Genomic DNA, 18,892 nt, shown 5'->3' on the forward strand with positions numbered 1-18,892 from the left:
CTCTATCGCTATCATGTCAAACACAAAACGCGCAATACGCAACATCGCGATCATCGCCCACGTTGATCACGGTAAAACAACTCTAGTTGATCAGTTACTCCGTCAATCAGGCACATTCCGAGACAACCAACAGGTTGACGCTCGTGTGATGGATTCCAATGATATTGAAAAAGAACGTGGTATCACGATTCTGTCCAAAAACTGCGCCGTTGAATACAAAGGCACGCACATCAATATCGTTGATACCCCAGGCCACGCCGACTTTGGTGGTGAAGTTGAGCGCGTATTGTCGATGGTAGACAGTGTTTTGTTATTGGTTGATGCGCAAGAAGGCCCGATGCCGCAAACGCGTTTTGTGACGCGCAAAGCCTTGGCACTAGGTTTGAAGCCTATCGTGGTGGTGAATAAAGTCGATCGTGAAAATGCCGATCCACAAAAAGCAGTTAACGCAACCTTTGAATTGTTCGACAAACTCGGCGCGACCGATGAGCAATTAGATTTCCCTATCGTGTATGCATCCGGCTTTAAAGGCTATGCAGGTTTGGAAGACACTGTGCGTGAAGGTACGATGGAGCCGCTGTTCGACGCGATCCTGAAACACGTTCCAGCACGTGAAGACGATCCAGACGGTCCTTTGCAATTACAAATCACTTCGCTCGAATATTCGTCTTACGTCGGTAAGATTGGCGTTGGCCGTATTCTGCGTGGTCGCGTAAAAGCGTTGCAAGACGTGGTGTGGATGAACGGTCCAGAAGACAAGCCAACAAAAGCGCGTATCAACCAAGTGTTAACCTTTAAAGGTTTGGATCGCGTATTGGCCGATGAAGCGTTAGCCGGTGACATCGTGTTGATTAACGGTATCGAAGAAATCAGTATCGGTTCGACCATTTGCGCGCCAGATACACCAGATGCCTTGCCAATGTTGAAGATCGATGAACCAACATTGACGATGAACTTCATGGTCAACAACTCACCCTTGGCTGGTCGTGAAGGTAAGTTTGTAACGACTCGTCAAATTCGTGATCGTTTAGATCGTGAATTGAAATCGAATATGGCGTTGCGCGTTGTGCAAGCTGAGAACGACGATTCGACTTATGAAGTTTCCGGTCGCGGCGAATTGCATTTGACGATCTTGATCGAAAACATGCGTCGTGAAGGTTTTGAATTGGCCGTTTCGCGTCCACGCGTTGTGTTCAAAATGGTCGATGGCGTGCGTCATGAGCCATATGAAATGTTGACCGTTGACGTAGAAGAAACTAACCAAGGCGGCGTGATGGAAGAACTCGGTCGTCGTCGCGGTGACCTGCAAAACATGGAACCAGACGGCAAAGGTCGCGTGCGTTTGGAATACCGCATCCCAGCTCGTGGCTTGATCGGTTTCCAAGGCGAATTCATGACATTAACCCGCGGTACTGGTTTGATGAGCCACGTGTTTGATGAATATGCGCCAGTGGATAATTCCAAAGGTGAAATGGCTGGTCGTCGCAACGGTGTATTGATTTCCCAAGACGATGGCGCAGCAGTGGCTTACGCGATCTGGAAACTACAAGATCGCGGCCGTATGTTCGTGGTGCATAACGACCCAGTGTACGAAGGCATGATCATCGGTATCCACTCACGCGATAACGATTTGGTTGTGAACCCAATTAAAGGTAAGCAATTAACGAACGTGCGTTCTTCCGGTACTGATGAAGCGGTGCGCTTGGTTCCGCCAATTCAAATGAGCTTGGAATACGCTGTTGAGTTTATTGAAGACGATGAATTGGTTGAAGTAACACCGAAGAGTATTCGTTTGCGTAAGCGTTATTTGAAAGAACATGAACGTAAAAAAGCTTCTCGCGAAGCGTAATTGCTAAAAATTAGTAATTAGCGCAATAAGCTTGCGCAATAAAAACCCGCCCGACTTGTTCTGGCGGGTTTTTTACTTTTGGCGTTTTAATACAACAAATTGTAAATTTGATTAATTTTTTGGCAATTTAAGTATTGCATCATTATAAAATCGCGACTCCGATCGTTGTGAATTTTATAAGGAAATGCTTATGGCAAAAAATAGTTTCAAGCTGGCACTGCGGCTCGCAGTGATCGTCGCTTGTTGGACGAATCAGGAAGGCAGAGCCCAATCGTCTATTCACCTGTATGGCACCGTTGATCTTGGAGTTCGCTACAGTACCAATCAGACGCTTAGTGGCTCGAACTTAGTCGAACTCACGCCCGGTGCTTCGGCAACCAGTAAATTGGGCATCAATGGCCGGGAAGATTTGGGTAAGGGGACGGCGGCAATCTTCACGCTTGAATCCGCACTAAATCCGGATACCGGTGAGCTCGAGGATGCAAGCGTTCTATTCTCAAAGCAATCCTGGCTGGGCATTGAAGGTCCTTTTGGGCAAGTAACAGTGGGGCGGCAATATACCCCGTTGTATAACGCGGAATGGGCAATTGAGCCATTTGGTTTGGTTAATCCTTACGAGTCTTCCTTCATCTACGGCAATTATGGTGGTGGCACAAACTGGGATAACTCGCTGATGTATTCGGCTACGGCGGGTGGTTTTACCGGGGTTTTGATGACGGCATTGGGCGAGAAAGCGGGTGATACTCAGGCCGGTCGCAGTTGGGGCGCGAGTCTGGCGTATGCCGATGAATTGCTGACGTTTAACACCGCGTATCAGCGCGCCCATAATGACCAGCGGTATGTTGCGAGCGAGGCGTGGAATATCGGCGGCAGCGTTTATCTGAAGCCAATCCGACTCTTTTTGGGTTATCTGCACCACCAAAGTGAATTAACGTCGCAAAAGAACGAGGTCTATCACACTGGATTTATTTACGATATTGAGCCGAATTTGGAATTAATTGGCGGCTATTACCACGATAAACAGCGCGCTGTGGACGGTAAAAAGCAAACGGTTTCGGCCATGTTGACTTACCGGTTTTCAGAACGCACAGCAGTTTATGTGCAGACCGATTACAGCAAAATCGACGCGGGTTATTCGCTTAATATTTTTGATTCGATGAAATTTCCCGCAAGTCAAAACAGTGATGGCGAAATATCCACCTTTGCACCGAGTCGCACCAGTTTTATGATGGGAATCCGACATAACTTTTAACCTTTACCGTTACTTTTATGGACTCTGATAGTTGTTGTAAAAACCGCCAAATTGCAGGCCAATTTGGCGGTTTCTTTATATGCGAAGCAATATTTATCAAAGTTCGGTTGTCTTTTAGTAACAAAAGTACTGTTTAACAATAAAAAAATAGTGAAAAGCATTTAGCATGACGACTAGTTGGCCGCTGTCAGCGCAACTCGACGCCAAGCGAGATTGTGAAATTGGCTGTGTTTGCGGCAATTGCAGCAATTGCGACAATGACCTATTCCAATCGATAGATAAATGAGACCCGCTTATGACAACTCTATACCAAGCAATCATTGAAAACGTTAGTAAGCAAGTCCGCTATGTTTTGCTGTTTGCGCTATTGCTGACGCTGTCCGTTACTGCCGAAGCACAAAGTAATCTGTCCTTTTACGGGCAACTCGATGCCGGTTTGCGTTACCGCTCGAATCAAAACATCGAAGGCGATAGCCTAACCACGATAGGCCAAGGAACAATGGGTTCAAGTCGTTGGGGAATTACCGGAAATGAAAATTTAGGCGACGGACTTGCAAGCAGTTTTAAATTGGAAAGCGGCTTTAATCCCACAACGGGCACGTTGGGGCAAGGCGGCACATTGTTTGGCCGCCAAGCTTGGATTGGTCTTTCTTCTGAATACGGATCGCTCACCATCGGACGCCAAAATAATCCGCTCTACAATTCAGAAGTCGCCGTGGAGCCATTTGGTGCGTATAACGTGGATCAACCTTCTTTTATCTACGACAACTATGGCGGCGGCGATAATCGTTGGTCGAATTCAGTGAATTACGCTAAGCGGGTAGGGGATTTCACCGGCGTATTAATGCTCGGTTTTGGTCAGCAGGCCGGCAATGCTAAAGCAGATCGTAATTTTGGTGCGAGTTTGGCTTATGCGGCTGGCGCTTTTACCGCAAACACTGCTTACCAACAATTGCGCGATTCGGATGGTGTGATCGATGAGCGGATATGGAATATTGGCGGCACAGTTAATTTGCGCCCAGTGAAATTATTCTTGGGCTATCTCAATCATCGCAGTGGGTTAAATGATCAAACTAATGCGGTAATTGATACCGGTTTTATTTACTCGATGACGCCCAATGTGGATTGGGTGGCGGCCTACTACCACGATCAACAACGCAATTTATCTGGCGTTAGAAATACCGTGTCACTGATGAGTGCTTATAAATTTTCAAAATTTACTAGTGTTTATATTCAAGCCGATTACAGCAAAATCGATCAGGGCTACCTCAGCAATATGTACGACACGCATGAATTCCCGAGAACTTACGACGCGCAAGGAAATGTGCTCGCGTATATTTCTAATGTAACGGGAGTTACGATTGGACTTCGACACGCGTTCTAATTGGCCTGATGGCGTTTGGCCCACAAAAAAGCCCTGACTTGCTTCAAGCAACAAGTCAGGGCTTTTTACTGCTGATGCGACTAGCACCGCTACCGCAACGACAACTAAGCTCTGATTAGGTGCGGATTAAATGATCAAACGCCGATAACGCCGCTTTTGCACCTTCACCAACCGCGATCACGATTTGTTTGAATGGAACCGTGGTCACATCGCCCGCTGCAAAAATACCTGGCAATGAAGTTTGTCCGCGTGCATCGACAATGATCTCGCCGTGACGTGATAACTCTAACGTACCTTTGAGCCATTCGGTATTGGGCACTAATCCGATTTGAACGAAGACGCCTTCCAACTCAACGTGTTTGGCTTCGCCAGAAGTTAAGTCTTTAAAGGCAATTCCATTGACACGTTTGCCGTCGCCAGTAATTTCAGTGGTTTGGGCGCTGGTATGCACCGTCACGTTGTTTAAGCTGCGTAACTTACGCTGCAACACCGCGTCAGCACGCAATTCAGCACCGAATTCCAACAAGGTTACGTGGGCCACGATTCCCGCCAAATCAATTGCTGCCTCGACGCCAGAATTACCGCCGCCTATCACGGCAACGCGCTTACCTTTAAATAACGGGCCATCGCAATGCGGGCAATACGCCACGCCTTGATTGCGGTATTTCTGTTCGCCCGGCACATTCACTTCGCGCCAGCGTGCGCCGGTTGCCAGGATGATTGTCTTTGCCTTCAACGTCGCGCCGCTCGCTAATTTGACTTCGGTCAACGGATTGTCGACGGTTGCTGGAATTAGCTTTTCAGCGCGTTGCAAATTGATGATGTCAACATCGTAGGTTTTGACGTGCTGCTCCAACGCTGCAGCAAATTTTGGTCCTTCGGTTTCTTTAACTGAGACGAAGTTTTCAATCGACATCGTATCCAACGTCTGGCCGCCAAAACGATCTGCTACCACACCGGTGCGTATTCCTTTGCGCGCAGAATAAATCGCTGCTGCTGCACCTGCTGGACCACCGCCAACAACCAATAAATCAAACGGTTCTTTGGCATCTAATTTTTCGGCTGTGCGTTTCTCTAAGCCGCTATCCAATTTAGCTAAAATTTCTTCAATGCTGATGCGACCTTGGTCAAATACTTTGCCGTTTAAAAAGATCGTTGGCACCGCCATGATTTCGCGCTCTTCCACTTCTTTTTGGAACAGTGCGCCGTCGATCACTACGGAACGTACCCGCGGATTTAAGACCGCCATCAGGTTCAGCGACTGAACCACTTCGGGGCAGTTTTGGCAGGTCAATGAAATATATGTTTCGAACAGAAAGTCGCCATCCAATTGTTGGATTTGCTCAATCACTGCGGCGTCAACTTTCGGCGGATGTCCACCTGTTTGCAAGAGTGCTAAAACAAGTGAGGTAAATTCGTGGCCCATCGGAATGCCGGCAAACTGGATGCCGACTTCGCCTTTGTCTTTGTTCTGGCGATTGATGCTAAAAGATGGCGTGCGCATGGCAGCATCGGTACTCATCTTTAAGCTGATTTGTGGCGACAAACTCACGATGTCGTCCAACAAGGAACGCATATCACGTGATACGTCGCTGTCGTCCAGGGATGCCACCAGTTCGATAGGCTGGGTTACTTTTTGCAAGTAAGCCTGTAATTGCGTTTTGAGGTTGCTATCTAACATAATGTGCTCCATTTGCTTCGGGGTTGAATGGGCATGCAACAATGCATGCCCACTGCGTTTTAAATGCTACAACGACTTTTAAAACGACTTATTGTTACTGCCTATTAGATCTTGCCGATCAAATCCAACGATGGTGTCAATGTGTGCGCACCTGGTGTCCATTTCGCTGGGCACACTTCATTTGGATGTGCTGCAACGTATTGAGCAGCTTGCACTTTGCGCAGCAATTCTTTGGCGTCACGACCGATGCCGTTGTCGTGTACTTCGATAACTTTGATTTTGCCTTCTGGATTGATTACGAAAGTACCGCGCAATGCCAGACCTTCTTCTTCGATCAATACTTCAAAGTTACGGGACAACGCTAATGTTGGATCTGCCAACATTGGGTAGGTGATTTTGCTGATGGTGTCGGATGTGTCGTGCCAAGCTTTGTGCGCGAAATGAGTATCTGTTGAAACGCTGTAGATTTCTACGCCCAATTTTTGGAATTCTGGGTATTGCTCAGCCAAATCGCCTAACTCAGTTGGGCAGACGAAAGTGAAGTCAGCTGGATAAAAAACAAATACAGACCATTTGCCTTTTAATGTTTCGTTGCTAACAGGAACAAATTTACCGTTGTGGTAAGCAGTTGCATTGAAAGGTTTAATTTCGGTATTGATTAATGACATGATGAATTCCTTAATAAGTTGTAGTGAGGAGACTGCATGGTAGGGCATTCCAGTACATTAGTAAAATTGATTAATTGAATTAACTTAATTAATTTTAACTATCGTAAAGTGAATTCTGAGATAAATTTGCAAAAAACATGAAAACTGTTAATTAGTTGTCGCGAAGAAAATCAAATGGCGTATCATGTGACGACATTTCATAATCTTTACTTAACTGAGCCTGTTGTTGCCCAGTTATACTTTGCCTGACGGCAAGCACGCTTGGAATCAAGTGGCTGCAAGATAATAAAACATTTTTTCATGTGACATTTACCCCGCTAATTTATATGGCGAGGTGGCAGTGAAAAACAAGAGGGAAGATCAATGTTCGCGAATCTAGACATGCGCACAATTTATTTGGTTTTTGCCGTGCTGAGTATTACTCAAGCCTTGTTGATGTTTTACGTCCGTCAAGTGCATTACAACTCCTCCTTCGTCGCAGCATGGGCGCGCGGCAATGGCTTGGTCGCTGCCGGGCTGTGTCTCGTTTTGCTGAGTAATTTCATTTCGCCCGGTTTGCTGTTAACGCTGTCTTACATGCTCATCGTTTGGGGCAATATGCACATCGCGTTTGGCGTGGCAATGATTAGTGGCAAGCAACCAAAACTGCGCTTGGGAACAGTGCTTTGCGCCGCTGTGATGATTATTTATGCCATTGGTTATTTATCTGGAATGGAAGAACGCGGTCGCATTGTTTTGTTCGTGCTTGCTTCGAGCATTTATTCCGGTTACTTGATTTACTGCTGCGTTGGTGCCAAGCGCGACGAGTTGCGCGGCGGCTTGTTGTTAGTCGCCCTCATGGGGTGCGCTTATTTGGCGAGCTTATTTATTCACCTAATAGGCGTGTATGTTTCTAATTTAAATAACCCGCTAGAAAATTCGATCTGGCATAGCGGCTCAATGATCGTCACGATGATTTTGAGCTTCGCCCAGTCGATCATGTTGATCGTCATTACAGGTCATCGTTTGCAGTTGGAATTACAGCGTCAAGCCACGCACGATCCGCTGACTAATTTATTAAATCGCAGAGCACTCGCCACCCTTGCTGAGCGCGATATTGCTCGTAGTAATCGACGTGGTAATTTAATTAGCGTCTTGATGATCGATGCGGATTTCTTTAAAAATATTAATGACTCTTTTGGTCATCCGACCGGCGACGCTGTATTAAAAGCGATTGCCAATAAGATTCAGTCTGGCTTGCGGATTGAAGACGTGTTAGCGCGCTATGGTGGCGAAGAATTTTTAGTCATGTTGCCTGATACTGGATTGAAACATGCGTGCGAAGTCGCTGAGCGGATTCGCAACGGGATTGCCAATATTGCACTGCCAGAATTGCCAGAAGGACGACGCTTTACCGTCAGCATCGGGGTTGCTGAGCGCGAAGGCGTGCATCAGAGCTTTGATGAGTTAGTCAACAAGGCGGATCAAGCACTCTACTTAGCTAAGAAAAATGGCCGCAATCGCGTCGTAGCGAATACGCCTTTTGAAGCAGATGCCATTACCGAACCTATGCACAACGTTCATCGCCCCAAAGCAGCGCTGGCCTAAATTTGGCCATGCTAACTATCCCTTTTAGCTAGTCGGTATTTCCTCTTAATTCAGACCAATAACTTGCCCATCCCGGCAAAGCTTCCCTTTCTTTGACTTGGCGTAACACAATGCATCTGCTAAAGTTCGCCCCATGAAAAAAATCTCCTCATTATCCTTAGATCGTATTTTGCAGTCGCAGGGCTTTGGCACGCGCAAATGGTGCCGCAGCTTGATCGAAGATGGCGAAGTGCGCATCAATGGTGTTGTGGTCACTGATTATCGCGCCACGTTTGCTACCGAAGGCTTAGAGTTCGAATTATTTGACGAAGTCTGGCCGTATCGCGAGCACGTCTACATTGCGTTAAATAAGCCCGCCAATTTCGAATGTTCGCGCAAGCCTAGCCACCATCCCGGCGTGCTAACGCTGTTGTCCGAACAATGCGAATGGCGCGATGTGCAACCGGTCGGGCGGCTAGATCACGACACCACTGGATTGCTATTAATGTCGGATGATGGCGCATTTATTCATGCCCAATCGTCGCCCAAGCGTCATGTGCCCAAAGTCTATTTAGCCACCACCCAAGATGCTGTGACCGACGAATTAATTGCCCAAATGTTGGCGGGCGTGCAATTGCACGATGAGCCAGCACCGCTAGCGGCGTTGGTTTGTAAAAAGATTAGCGACAATCAATGTGAAATCGTCTTGGAGCAGGGAAAATACCATCAAGTAAAACGCATGTTGGCGGCAGCAGGTAATCATTGTGCGGCGTTACAGCGAATCGCCGTTGGTCAGCTAACGCTAGCGCAGCTTGGGTTGGAAGAGGGCGAGTGGTGTTATTTAGAAGAACATCACTTAGCCTTGTTAGCACCCAGTTCAGAGTAAATTTACGTTGGCTGTCGCGGTGAAGCCAGCATTCCACAAAAAGACACTTAGACACGTAAACCAGCAAGTTGCCTACCAATAAAGTGAGCCATGACTACTGAGATTAAGCCGCGTTGGACGCGTCGCAAAGATTCTAGACCGCAAGAACTGCTCTCGGCGGCGCTAGATTTATTTGTTGAACACGGCTACGCGGCGACCAAATTAAGCGAAGTGGCTCAGGTAGCGGGAGTATCAAAGGGAACGCTGTATTTGTATTTTGAAAACAAAGAAGAGTTGTTTAAAGCGGTCGTGCGCGAAACGATCGTCCCTAATATCGCCGAGGCCGAGCAATTAATTGTCGAATTTGAAGGCCCGACCCGTGAATTGTTTAAGCGCTTAATCCGCACCTGGTTTGAAAATATCAACACCAACAAGTTGTCAGGCATCGCCAAGCTGATGTTCGCCGAATCGAGTAATTTCCCCGAACTTGCCGAGTTTTATCGGGTTGAAGTGATCGATCGAAACGAACTGATGCTGATTCAATTGTTAAATCGAGGCATGTTAAGTGGTGAATTTAAACAGCTTGATTTGGCCGTTGTCCCCAAAATTATCACCGCACCCATCATTATGATGATGCTATGGAACACCTCGTTTAAATCCTGCGCGATTGAGCCGATCTTGACCGAAAACTACATCGAATCCTATGTCGACATCATGTTGGCCGGTTTGCTCAAGAGTAATTAGTTGACGAATTAAGCCAATCCACCTGCCACCAACCGACGGCGTTTGCTAAAATACCGTTTTTGCCTTCTTGCGAGACTTTCAATGAACATAGAACAAGCCCGTTTTAATATGATTGAGCAACAAATTCGCCCTTGGAATGTATTAGACACGGGCGTGTTAGAGCTGCTAACCATCGTAAAACGCGAAAAATTCCTGCCTGCTAATCAACAATCGCTTGCATTTATGGACACCCAGTTGCCCTTGGCCGATGGCAGTTTGATGCTCAGCCCCAAGTTAGAAGCGCGCATTGTGCAGGATGTTGCTGTTAAAAAGCATGAAAATATTTTGCAAATCGGTGTTGGCACAGGCTACTTGTCTGCCTTGTTAGCATTTCACGCACGCAGTGTTATTTGTGTTGAAAGTTCCAAGCCAGTATTTGATGCCGCTGAACAAACACTGCATCGTGAAGGCGTTACCAATGTCACCGTGGCTTTGGGCGATGCCACCAAAGGTTGGTGCGCTGAAGATAAATACGATGTGATCGTTGTGGCAGGCTCCTTACAAGTTTTGTCGGAAGAATTGAAGCAGCAATTAAAAGTCGGTGGTCGCTTATTCGTCATTTTGGGTTCTGCGCCAATCATGACCGCATTTTTGTACACTCGCACTAGCGAAGCTAATTTTGAAGTCAAAGCATTGTTTGATACAAGTGTCGCTTCTGTTCCTAACTCCGAGCAACTTCCAGTTTTCTCCTTCTAATTATTGCGATATATCACAATGGAACAAATTACCGCTCCCGAATTAGCGCAATGGTTAAACGATAAGAATCGCCCTCAGCCTTTTTTATTAGATGTTCGGGAACTTTCCGAAGTCCAACTTTGTCAGATCCCCGAAAGTTTCCATATGGCAATGCAAACGGTGCCGATGCGATTGAATGAATTAGATCAACAGGCACAAATCGTTTGTATTTGCCACCACGGTGGACGCAGCATGCAGGTAGCCCGATTTTTAGAACAACATGATTTTGACCATGTGATTAATCTCGCTGGTGGCGTTCATGCGTGGGCCTTGCAAGTTGATCCAACCATGGCGACGTACTAAGGGCCTGTCCAACGACTCGATTTATTCTTGGTCACGTGCTTGGTATCGCACGTGGTATTGAGTTGGTTTGTTCTGTATTTTTAGCATTTCACCCCCCAAATAATGCAATTGGTCGCATTTTGATAGCGGCTCGAAGCGAATTTCAATACAGTTGCACCAACGAAAAAAGCTCCTTGGAGCTTTTTTTATACCGTTTTACATCTTGTTTTAAACCTGTGTGCTGTAGAAGCAAACCAAGCTAACTAAGAATAATTTATGCGGAGCCTTGTAATGACGAAGCCATCAACAAAAAAGATCAAACTGCCCTCAGTTGCACTGTCCTCAGTCGTATTTGCAGCGCTAGTTTCAAGCGGTTTATTGTCGACCTCCGCGTGGGCAACGGACTTGCTCCAGACTTACCAAGACGCATTGCAAAATGATCCGCAGTTTGCCAGCGCGCGGGCTTCACTTACCGCCGGACAAGAAAAATCTGTTCAAGGCCGCGCAGGTTTGCTACCAAGACTGAATTTGACTGGCAATAACACCATGAACCGAACCAAAGATACGGTAGGTGACACGGAATTGAACTTAGGGCGCGGCTATAGCAGCAATTACGCGCTGCAATTGACCCAGCCCTTAGTTCACTGGGAAAACTGGCAGCAATATGAGCAAAGTAAATTGGTGGTATTAACCAGCGAAGCGCAGTTTAGCCAAGCCAAACTTGATTTAATGGTGCGCGTATCGCAAGCCTATTTTGACGTGTTGTACGCTCAAGATACCTTGGATGCGCAGCGCGCCAATAAGACCGCAATCTCCGAGCAACTGGCCATTGCCAAGCGTAACTTTGAAGTCGGAACCACTACTATCACCGATCAACACGAAGCACAATCGCGTTTTGATTTGGCCGTCGCGCAAGAAATCGCCGCCGAAAATGATCTCGAAATTAAACGCACCGCCTTGCAACAAATCATTGGGCATGTGCCAAACAGCTTAACGCCGTTAAACAAAAAAGTGCAATTGTCCGCACCGCAGCCGTCGAGCATGACGGACTGGGTTAGCGCGGCAGAGATCAATAACTACAGTGTGGTTGAAGCACAAGTAAATCAAGAAATTGCTAAACGCACGATTTCAATTAATCGCGCTGGGCACTTGCCTACGGTAGATTTAGTCGCCAATGTGAATCGCTCCAGCAGCTCAGCCTCGCCGGTATTTAATCAGCCTGCGTTTTTGCAGAATCAAAATTCGATCGGGATTCAGATAAATGTGCCGCTTTTTTCCGGCTTTTCGGTCACTAGCAAAGTACGCGAAGCGATTGCTTTGGAAGATAAGGCTGGTAACGATTATGAAGCCGCCAAACGCAGCGCCGCCTTTTCAGCGCGTCAGGCTTTTGTTGGCGTCAACAGTGGCTTAGCGCAAGTGAAAGCCTATGAAGCGGCAGAGATTTCTTCCCAATCTGCCTTGGATTCCAATGTGCTCGGATATCAAGTTGGTGTGCGGATTAACATCGACGTACTCAATGCGCAGCAACAGCTCTACACCACGCAACAAAATCTGGCCAAAGCGCGTTACGACACCATCATGAACGGCTTGCGTTTAAAGGCAGCGGCGGCCTCGTTATCGGAAGAAGATTTGGCGAAAGTTAATGCGTTGCTGTACTAATTACGGCGCTTGTGAAATCGCTTCAGGGCATCCCAGGAGGATGCCCTGCGCTGATGAATTAAAGATGCCCGCGAAGGGTGGTTCGACACAATCTCGGTTTTAATTCAATTAAAACCCGCACTCACTCAATCCCGGATGATCGTCTGGGCGTCGGCCTAGTGGCCAAAAATATTTGCGCTCTTGTTCTGAAATCGCTACATCATTGATGCTCGCAATCCGCAATTGCATCAATCCATGGGCATCAAATTCCCAATTCTCGTTACCATAACTGCGGAACCAATTACCCGCTGCATCGTGCCATTCGTAGGCAAAGCGCACGGCGATATGGTTGTCGGTATAGGCCCAGAGTTCTTTGATGAGGCGGTAATCCAATTCCTTTTCCCATTTGCGGGTTAGGAAGGCCGCGATTTGTTCGCGCCCTTGAAGGAATTCGGAGCGATTGCGCCAGCGGCTGTCCGGCGTGTAGGCTAAGGCAACCTTGGCTGGATCGCGGCCATTCCAGCCGTCTTCGGCCATGCGAACTTTTTGTTTGGCGGTTTCTAACGTGAATGGCGGGAAGGGCGGGCGTTGTTCGGGTGCGGCGGTCATGATCACTTTCCTCTCAATGAGATGTAAAAGGCGAATCAACAAAACGAAGCTTACTTAATCCAATCAGCCAGCAGCGCCATGGTTCGAGCGGTAGCGCCGCGATGTTGTTCTGCAAAAGCGAGCGCTGCTTTGCCAATCGCTAATCGACGTTCCTGATCCTCGATTAATTGTGCGCTAACCGCCATCAACTCATGCGCATCAGCGATACGCAAGGCACCACCGGCGTCGATGGCATCGGTGCTGACCGCATCAAAATTAAAAGTGTGTGGTCCGATCAACACGGGCTTTTCTAACGCGCAGGCTTCAATCAGATTTTGACCACCTAGCGGCATCAAACTACCGCCAATAAATGCAACATCGCAGCTCGCATAATAGCGCGGCATTTCACCCATACTATCGCCGAGAAAGACATTGATTTCAGGTCCCACTGTGCTGCTTGAATCGAGTGTGCTGCGGCGTTGCACTAATAAGCCATGTTGCTTAATGAGTTGTTCGACCGCATCGAAACGCTGGGGATGGCGTGGGACGATGACGAGCAAGACTTTGGGTAATTTCGCTTGGATAAACGCATCCAAAATCAATTCTTCCTCGCCCTCGCGCGTCGATGCGCAAAGTAAGACTGGACGAGTTCCTAGTTGCGTGCGCAATGCCAATCCAGCAGCAATTTGTTCTGGTTGAGGATTGACGTCAAATTTGTTATTTCCGGTGACCACCACATTCGGTGTGCCGAGTTGACCGATACGCTCGGCATCCGCTTTGGTTTGAGCCGCCACACAACTAATGGCGGCGCTGGCAGGAAGAATTAAACGTGACAAGCGCAGCGCTTTTTTCAGTGATTTAGGTGACAAGCGCGCGTTGACTAAGGCAACGGGCAGGGCGTTTTTTTTGCAGGTGTAGATTAAGTTGGGCCAGACTTCGGTTTCCATCAAAATACAAATCTTGGGTTGGAAATGATGGACCAAGCGTTGCACTAAAAAAGGAATGTCATACGGCAGAAAACATTGCTCGACTTCGCCATGTGGGAACAACAGCGCGCCGGTTGCACGACCGGTTGGCGTCATATGGCTGAGCAGAATACGGTGCTTGGGATAGGCTACATTTAATTGCCGAATTAATGGCTCAGCCGCCCGAGTTTCGCCAACTGAGACCGCGTGCACCCAAATCACTGGTCGTGCATCGTGCGCAATCGAAGGCGAGCTAAATAGTCCAAAACGTTCCGCAATATGCGCGCGGTAACCCGGCTCTTTGCGCCCGCGCCAAAACAATCTGGCGACAACAAGCGGCAAGGCTAAGATCCAGATAACGGTGTACAAAATGCGCATGGGGAATAGGTGGTCTGCAGAGAAGCCGCATTATCACCGATTTTTGTTTTTGGTAGGAGCGGGAAAGGGGTAATTCGGTCTAAAAAGTTGTTTTTGGGAATGTGTAATTGTTATTATGTTACTGACTTAGATTGCATTGCCCTTGGCACGGAACAGTTGATGTGAGCGTTGCCATATCTTGTGGTTCGACAAAAAAGGCACACCGCGGTGTGCCTTCTTGCTGACCTTATTTCAAGCTACAGAATTCGATCACTTCACATTCAACTCTTTCAATAAGTTGTCAGCGTGATCGACATTCGCCATTTCCCACAAGATGTAGCGCAGATCGACTTGGATTGAGCGGGAATTTTTTACGTTGTAATCCCAGTCAGAAATGATGGAATCCAATGTGCCGTCAAACGCCAAGCCAACTAATTCACCTTTGGCATTTAACGCAGCGGAACCAGAATTGCCGCCGGTAATATCGAGTGTGGCCAAGAAATTGACTGGTACGGATTTCAATTTAGCGTCGCCGTATTTACCATAAGAACCCGTTTTTAGCGCGTTTTGGTTGAACTCATTGATGGCTGCAATCTGCGCTGCGGGAGCATTGAATTCACCGCTGCCAGTATTTTTGGCCGACACCCCACGCAGGGTGGTAAATGCTGTCCAACTTGTTCCGTCTGCGCCCATTTCACGACCAGCAACTTTACCGAACGTCACGCGCAAGGTGCTGTTGGCGTCAGGATAAACGGCTTGTCCTAGGCTGTTCATGTAGGCGATTTTGGCCTTCATGTAATTGGCATAGGATTGCTGAATTTTGCCGGCGAGTTCGTTATCGCGCTCTTCGCGTTTGATGTTCTCGTCGTACATGGCTACCGCAGCTTTGATGAAGCCATCGGTGCTGGCGTTGAAGTCAGCAGGCTTCTTCCCGATCCAAGCGCTGCGTTCTTCTTTGCTGCCCAGTTTGCTGCTGGCATACAAAGCGTCGATCGTGCTGCTAAGATCGGCTTCGCTCATGCCGTCGCGCAGATGTAAGGCTGCATCGAAGTTGGCATTGCGTTGATCTTTTGGATGAGCCAAATATTGTTTTAAGAAATTCAATACGAGCGCTTTATCTACTTTTTCATCGTAGCTGCGATCTAGGCCTTCAACTCCCGATTTGAAGCGGGCTAAGTCGTGTTCTTGGTAGCCCATTTTGCGATCAATGTCGGCCTTTTCGAATTCATGCGAGAAACGCAGCAAGCGGCTGGCGACACCTAATAAACGCGGAGTGGAATAGTTGACCAAGAAATCGTTTTTGGCTTGAGCATCCCGCTCAGCCATTTGCTGCTCTACTAAAACGATATCGTTGGCATATTCTGCTTTGCGTTTTGGATCAGCGTTCACCCACGCTTTGAGTTCCGCTAATTGCTTATCCTTGCGCGGCAAAATATCGCTACCAGCATAGCTATCCAACATGCCTTGGCGATTTTTGTAGTAGTTGTTGATGCCGGCGACTTGGCTGGCGTATTTCAATTTTAAGTCTTCGTTACCGCTAGTTTCTTTGGCGATAATCGCTAACTGTTCGCCAGACGCTTTAACGAAAGCAGGATAAGCCCAATCAAATGTCGCCGAAATTTCAGATGGCAAACGGTGGCGGTTAGTGCGGCCTGGGTAGCCAGTCACCATCACAAAATCGCCTTCTTTCAGTGCTTGGGACGCTAGGCGCAAATAATGTTTTGGCACGTAGGGAACGTTGTCTTTACTGAAGTCCGCTGGCTTGCCGTCTTTGCCAACATAGGCGCGCAAAAAGCTGTAATCGCCGGTGTGACGTGGCCACATCCAGTTGTCGGTGTCGCCACCAAATTTACCAACGCCTTCAGCAGGTGCATGCACCAAGCGCACGTCGCGGATTTCTAATTGTTTGATCAGGTAAAACTCTAGGCCGCCGTAATAGCTTGACACTGTGCAGCGCGTGCCGGCGTCTTTTTCACAGGCAGCGACTAAATCTTTTTGATTTTTTTCGATGGCATCAACGCGCGCTTTGCCGGTTAATTTGGCGACGCTTTTTGAGATAACTTTTTGACTGACGTTGCTCACATCGGTGGTCACAAACACGCGCGAGCCCGGCGCTGCGGGTAATTCATCGGCGGTTGTTTTCGCCAAAAAGCCATTGGCTAAATAATTGTGCTCAGGTGTTGAGTTGTGCGAGATGCTGCCATACGCGCAGTGGTGGTTAGTAATGACTAATCCTTGGGGTGACACGAACGAAGCGGAGCACCCGCCTAGACTCACAATCGCGCCCATCGGGAATTCGGTTAATTTGGTCAGCGTGCTTGGATCAAGTTGCAAGCCATCGGCTTTGAGTTGCTTTGCCACTTGCGGCAATTGTTGAGGCATCCACATGCCTTCGTCGGCGAACGCGGCTGTGCTAAAGGCCGCGGCAATGCTTGCTAGCAGGAGTGATTTTTTCATTGGGACTCTCTTTTCGGTGATGTAAATTGGCCGGGATGCGGCAAACCAAGCTGTCTCGGACAACAGAAAATAAAGAATTCGCCAAGTAGTGTCAAATAGATTTGATAAGTCTGTGACTAATATTGGGATTGATGAGTTTGGCGAAATGTTGTGTTGCAAATCAAAAAAAATCCCGCGCAATATTTGGTATTGAACGGGATATTCCTTGCAAAAATAACTTAACTAAAAATTATTTTTTCATGCTGCATGTCGATAAGCCAAACGGCAAATAAGCTGGGCAGAATCGGAAGGTGCCAGTGGCTAACGGAATTAATCCGAGCCAACCCCAAACACCGATATAACCTAAGACAGTGGCGATAATTAAACTAGCGCCGAAGGCAATGCGAATAGTGCGATCGATAGTACCTACGTTGGGACTCATATGCTTCTCCTTGGGTGATCAAAACAGACTGCGAAATTTGCTGCTAAATCTTTATTGGCTACATCAACCATTGTTGAGCTATCCAACTGCATTAAGCGGAATCTTTAAATAGCTTACGCCGTTATTTTCTGGTGCCGGGAAATGTCCTGCACGAATATTGATCTGGATCGAAGGTAGGATTAGATTTGGCATGCTCAAAGTCGCGTCACGCGCTTGTCGGCGGCTAACAAAGGTTTGCTCGTCAATGCTGTCGTTGACGTGAATATTATGCTGGCGTTGTGCTGCCACCGTGGTTTCCCACAATGCAGTACGCGAATCGGGCGGGTAGTCGTGGCACATAAATAGCCTCGTACTATCGTGGAAGGCCAGAATTTTTTGTATCGATTGATACAGCATATGCGCGTCACCACCTGGAAAATCACAACGTGCCGTTCCAACATCAGGCATAAACAAGGTATCGCCCACAAAAATCGCGTCGCCAATTTGATACGCCATGTCGGCGGGAGTATGACCGGGTACGAATAGCGCGTGCGCTTTAAGCTCACCAATCTTAAAAATGTCGCCATCGCTGAAAAGGTGATCGAATTGTGAGCCATCGACTGCAAAGTCTGGTTCCAGATTAAAGATGCCTTTAAAGACCTTTTGAACCTGATTTATGTGCGCGCCGATGGCGATTTTTCCGCCGATTTTTTCTTTTAAATAATGTGCTGCCGAAACGTGATCGGCGTGTGCGTGGGTCTCTAAAATCCAGTCAACGGTGAGTTTGTTGTCCGCGATAAAACGCAGTACCAAATCGGCTGATGTGGTTTTGGTGGTGGCTGAGTTTGGGGAGTAATCCAACACGGGATCAATAATGGCGGCGTGCCCATTGGGCGCATCGAACACCACGTAAGTAATCGTCGAAGTAGCTTCGTCAAAGAAGGGATGGATATGAGCTTGCATAGGGTGATCTCAAAATTATATTGAATTACATAATATCATAGTATATAATATTAAAAAATGAAATGTAAATCTGCATTAAGCAAAAATTTAAACAGGATGAAGTAGTGATGACGCAATCAGCAAAGAATGCAATGACCCAGCAACCTGACATGGCGGCAATGACAAACGCGGCTGAGGAAGTGGCCGCCGTTCTGCGCGCATTGTCGAATCCGGACCGACTGCTGTTATTGTGCCAGCTAACATTGGGCGAAAAGTCGGTGAGTGAATTGGAAGAAATGGTGTCATTGCGCCAACCGAGCTTATCCCAGCAATTAGGCGTGTTGCGAACCGAAGGTTTGGTGACAACGCGGCGCGACGGTAAGCGGATTTTTTATTCAGTCGATGATCCAAAAGTGCTACGTATATTGACGACCTTACATGAATTGTATTGCGCGAATTAGGCTGATCGAAACAGTTAGT

The 18,892-nt window shown here is 47.5% G+C and carries 17 protein-coding genes; 10 read left to right on the forward strand and 7 right to left on the reverse strand.

The features are described 5' to 3' along the window. Positions 1 to 13 precede the first annotated feature (13 nt). The 3 genes from typA (at position 14) to E2I14_RS00625 (ending at position 4,485) form a co-directional block, all read left to right on the forward strand. A complete protein-coding gene (gene typA / locus E2I14_RS00615; RefSeq protein ID WP_133324415.1) occupies positions 14 to 1,849 on the forward strand; it encodes a translational GTPase TypA in 1,836 nt (611 codons plus the stop codon). 190 nt (positions 1,850 to 2,039) lie between these two features. After that, positions 2,040 to 3,101 carry a porin gene (locus E2I14_RS00620; RefSeq protein ID WP_165967711.1) on the forward strand — a complete coding sequence of 354 codons (1,062 nt, stop codon included), beginning with the start codon at positions 2,040 to 2,042 and terminating at the stop codon, positions 3,099 to 3,101. Positions 3,102 to 3,396: 295 nt separating this feature from the next. Further along, entirely contained in the window at positions 3,397 to 4,485 is a 1,089-nt protein-coding gene (locus tag E2I14_RS00625; RefSeq protein ID WP_133324419.1) for a porin, read from the forward strand. Positions 4,486 to 4,600: 115 nt separating this feature from the next. On the opposite strand, the gene ahpF is transcribed toward E2I14_RS00625, so the two are convergent. Continuing rightward, on the reverse strand, positions 4,601 to 6,166 hold the full coding sequence (ahpF, locus tag E2I14_RS00630; RefSeq protein WP_133324420.1) for an alkyl hydroperoxide reductase subunit F: 1,566 nt from the start codon (positions 6,164 to 6,166) through the stop codon (positions 4,601 to 4,603). Between the two features lie 104 nt (positions 6,167 to 6,270). After that, on the reverse strand, positions 6,271 to 6,834 hold the full coding sequence (ahpC, locus tag E2I14_RS00635) for an alkyl hydroperoxide reductase subunit C (protein WP_133324422.1): 564 nt from the start codon (positions 6,832 to 6,834) through the stop codon (positions 6,271 to 6,273). Between the two features lie 363 nt (positions 6,835 to 7,197). Here ahpC and E2I14_RS00640 point away from each other — a divergent pair, with 363 nt between their 5' ends. From E2I14_RS00640 to E2I14_RS00665, 6 genes are all read left to right on the forward strand, one after another. Continuing rightward, the gene (locus E2I14_RS00640; protein WP_133324424.1) at positions 7,198 to 8,421 is read left to right on the forward strand and encodes a GGDEF domain-containing protein; all 1,224 of its coding nucleotides are present in this window, start codon (positions 7,198 to 7,200) and stop codon (positions 8,419 to 8,421) included. A 142-nt stretch (positions 8,422 to 8,563) separates the two neighbouring features. Continuing rightward, positions 8,564 to 9,286 carry a pseudouridine synthase gene (locus E2I14_RS00645; protein ID WP_133325674.1) on the forward strand — a complete coding sequence of 241 codons (723 nt, stop codon included), beginning with the start codon at positions 8,564 to 8,566 and terminating at the stop codon, positions 9,284 to 9,286. A gap of 90 nt (positions 9,287 to 9,376) precedes the next feature. Continuing rightward, positions 9,377 to 10,009, forward strand: a complete 633-nt coding sequence (locus E2I14_RS00650) for a TetR/AcrR family transcriptional regulator (RefSeq protein WP_133324426.1) — start codon at positions 9,377 to 9,379, stop codon at positions 10,007 to 10,009. An 81-nt stretch (positions 10,010 to 10,090) separates the two neighbouring features. After that, a complete protein-coding gene (locus E2I14_RS00655) occupies positions 10,091 to 10,744 on the forward strand; it encodes a protein-L-isoaspartate O-methyltransferase family protein (RefSeq protein WP_133324428.1) in 654 nt (217 codons plus the stop codon). Positions 10,745 to 10,762: 18 nt separating this feature from the next. Beyond that, the gene (locus E2I14_RS00660; RefSeq protein ID WP_133324430.1) at positions 10,763 to 11,086 is read left to right on the forward strand and encodes a rhodanese-like domain-containing protein; all 324 of its coding nucleotides are present in this window, start codon (positions 10,763 to 10,765) and stop codon (positions 11,084 to 11,086) included. 270 nt (positions 11,087 to 11,356) lie between these two features. Continuing rightward, positions 11,357 to 12,724 (forward strand): TolC family outer membrane protein, encoded by a 1,368-nt coding sequence (locus E2I14_RS00665; RefSeq protein WP_133324432.1) that lies wholly within the window; start codon positions 11,357 to 11,359, stop codon positions 12,722 to 12,724. A 108-nt stretch (positions 12,725 to 12,832) separates the two neighbouring features. Here the strand turns inward: E2I14_RS00665 and E2I14_RS00670 are convergent, their stop codons facing one another. The 5 genes from E2I14_RS00670 to E2I14_RS00690 form a co-directional block, all read right to left on the reverse strand. Beyond that, the gene (locus E2I14_RS00670) at positions 12,833 to 13,312 is read right to left on the reverse strand and encodes a nuclear transport factor 2 family protein (RefSeq protein ID WP_133324434.1); all 480 of its coding nucleotides are present in this window, start codon (positions 13,310 to 13,312) and stop codon (positions 12,833 to 12,835) included. A 50-nt stretch (positions 13,313 to 13,362) separates the two neighbouring features. Further along, a complete protein-coding gene (gene waaA, locus E2I14_RS00675; protein ID WP_133324436.1) occupies positions 13,363 to 14,634 on the reverse strand; it encodes a lipid IV(A) 3-deoxy-D-manno-octulosonic acid transferase in 1,272 nt (423 codons plus the stop codon). A 249-nt stretch (positions 14,635 to 14,883) separates the two neighbouring features. Further along, the gene (locus tag E2I14_RS00680) at positions 14,884 to 17,070 is read right to left on the reverse strand and encodes a S46 family peptidase (RefSeq protein ID WP_133324438.1); all 2,187 of its coding nucleotides are present in this window, start codon (positions 17,068 to 17,070) and stop codon (positions 14,884 to 14,886) included. Positions 17,071 to 17,299: 229 nt separating this feature from the next. Continuing rightward, positions 17,300 to 17,491 carry a YgaP family membrane protein gene (locus E2I14_RS00685; RefSeq protein WP_133324440.1) on the reverse strand — a complete coding sequence of 64 codons (192 nt, stop codon included), beginning with the start codon at positions 17,489 to 17,491 and terminating at the stop codon, positions 17,300 to 17,302. A gap of 78 nt (positions 17,492 to 17,569) precedes the next feature. Then, complete coding sequence (locus E2I14_RS00690; protein ID WP_133324442.1) at positions 17,570 to 18,433, reverse strand: MBL fold metallo-hydrolase; 864 nt, start codon at positions 18,431 to 18,433, stop codon at positions 17,570 to 17,572. A gap of 107 nt (positions 18,434 to 18,540) precedes the next feature. Here E2I14_RS00690 and E2I14_RS00695 point away from each other — a divergent pair, with 107 nt between their 5' ends. Further along, positions 18,541 to 18,873 (forward strand): ArsR/SmtB family transcription factor, encoded by a 333-nt coding sequence (locus E2I14_RS00695; RefSeq protein WP_227544543.1) that lies wholly within the window; start codon positions 18,541 to 18,543, stop codon positions 18,871 to 18,873. Positions 18,874 to 18,892 lie beyond the last annotated feature (19 nt).

The organism is Sapientia aquatica, from assembly GCF_004358105.1.
Taxonomy (GTDB): domain Bacteria; phylum Pseudomonadota; class Gammaproteobacteria; order Burkholderiales; family Burkholderiaceae_D; genus Solimicrobium; species Solimicrobium aquaticum.

Excerpts from the sequence above, each read along its gene's own strand:
- E2I14_RS00685 (WP_133324440.1), bottom strand. The coding sequence starts at position 17,491 with ATGAGTCCCAACGTAGGTACTATCGATCGCACTATTCGCATTGCCTTC.
- E2I14_RS00650 (WP_133324426.1), top strand. The coding sequence starts at position 9,377 with ATGACTACTGAGATTAAGCCGCGTTGGACGCGTCGCAAAGATTCTAGA.
- E2I14_RS00655 (WP_133324428.1), top strand. The coding sequence starts at position 10,091 with ATGAACATAGAACAAGCCCGTTTTAATATGATTGAGCAACAAATTCGC.
- typA (WP_133324415.1), top strand. The coding sequence starts at position 14 with ATGTCAAACACAAAACGCGCAATACGCAACATCGCGATCATCGCCCAC.
- E2I14_RS00665 (WP_133324432.1), top strand. The coding sequence starts at position 11,357 with ATGACGAAGCCATCAACAAAAAAGATCAAACTGCCCTCAGTTGCACTG.
- E2I14_RS00640 (WP_133324424.1), top strand. The coding sequence starts at position 7,198 with ATGTTCGCGAATCTAGACATGCGCACAATTTATTTGGTTTTTGCCGTG.
- ahpF (WP_133324420.1), bottom strand. The coding sequence starts at position 6,166 with ATGTTAGATAGCAACCTCAAAACGCAATTACAGGCTTACTTGCAAAAA.
- E2I14_RS00680 (WP_133324438.1), bottom strand. The coding sequence starts at position 17,070 with ATGAAAAAATCACTCCTGCTAGCAAGCATTGCCGCGGCCTTTAGCACA.
- E2I14_RS00660 (WP_133324430.1), top strand. The coding sequence starts at position 10,763 with ATGGAACAAATTACCGCTCCCGAATTAGCGCAATGGTTAAACGATAAG.
- E2I14_RS00690 (WP_133324442.1), bottom strand. The coding sequence starts at position 18,433 with ATGCAAGCTCATATCCATCCCTTCTTTGACGAAGCTACTTCGACGATT.
- E2I14_RS00620 (WP_165967711.1), top strand. The coding sequence starts at position 2,040 with ATGGCAAAAAATAGTTTCAAGCTGGCACTGCGGCTCGCAGTGATCGTC.
- waaA (WP_133324436.1), bottom strand. The coding sequence starts at position 14,634 with ATGCGCATTTTGTACACCGTTATCTGGATCTTAGCCTTGCCGCTTGTT.
- E2I14_RS00670 (WP_133324434.1), bottom strand. The coding sequence starts at position 13,312 with ATGACCGCCGCACCCGAACAACGCCCGCCCTTCCCGCCATTCACGTTA.
- E2I14_RS00695 (WP_227544543.1), top strand. The coding sequence starts at position 18,541 with ATGACGCAATCAGCAAAGAATGCAATGACCCAGCAACCTGACATGGCG.
- ahpC (WP_133324422.1), bottom strand. The coding sequence starts at position 6,834 with ATGTCATTAATCAATACCGAAATTAAACCTTTCAATGCAACTGCTTAC.
- E2I14_RS00625 (WP_133324419.1), top strand. The coding sequence starts at position 3,397 with ATGACAACTCTATACCAAGCAATCATTGAAAACGTTAGTAAGCAAGTC.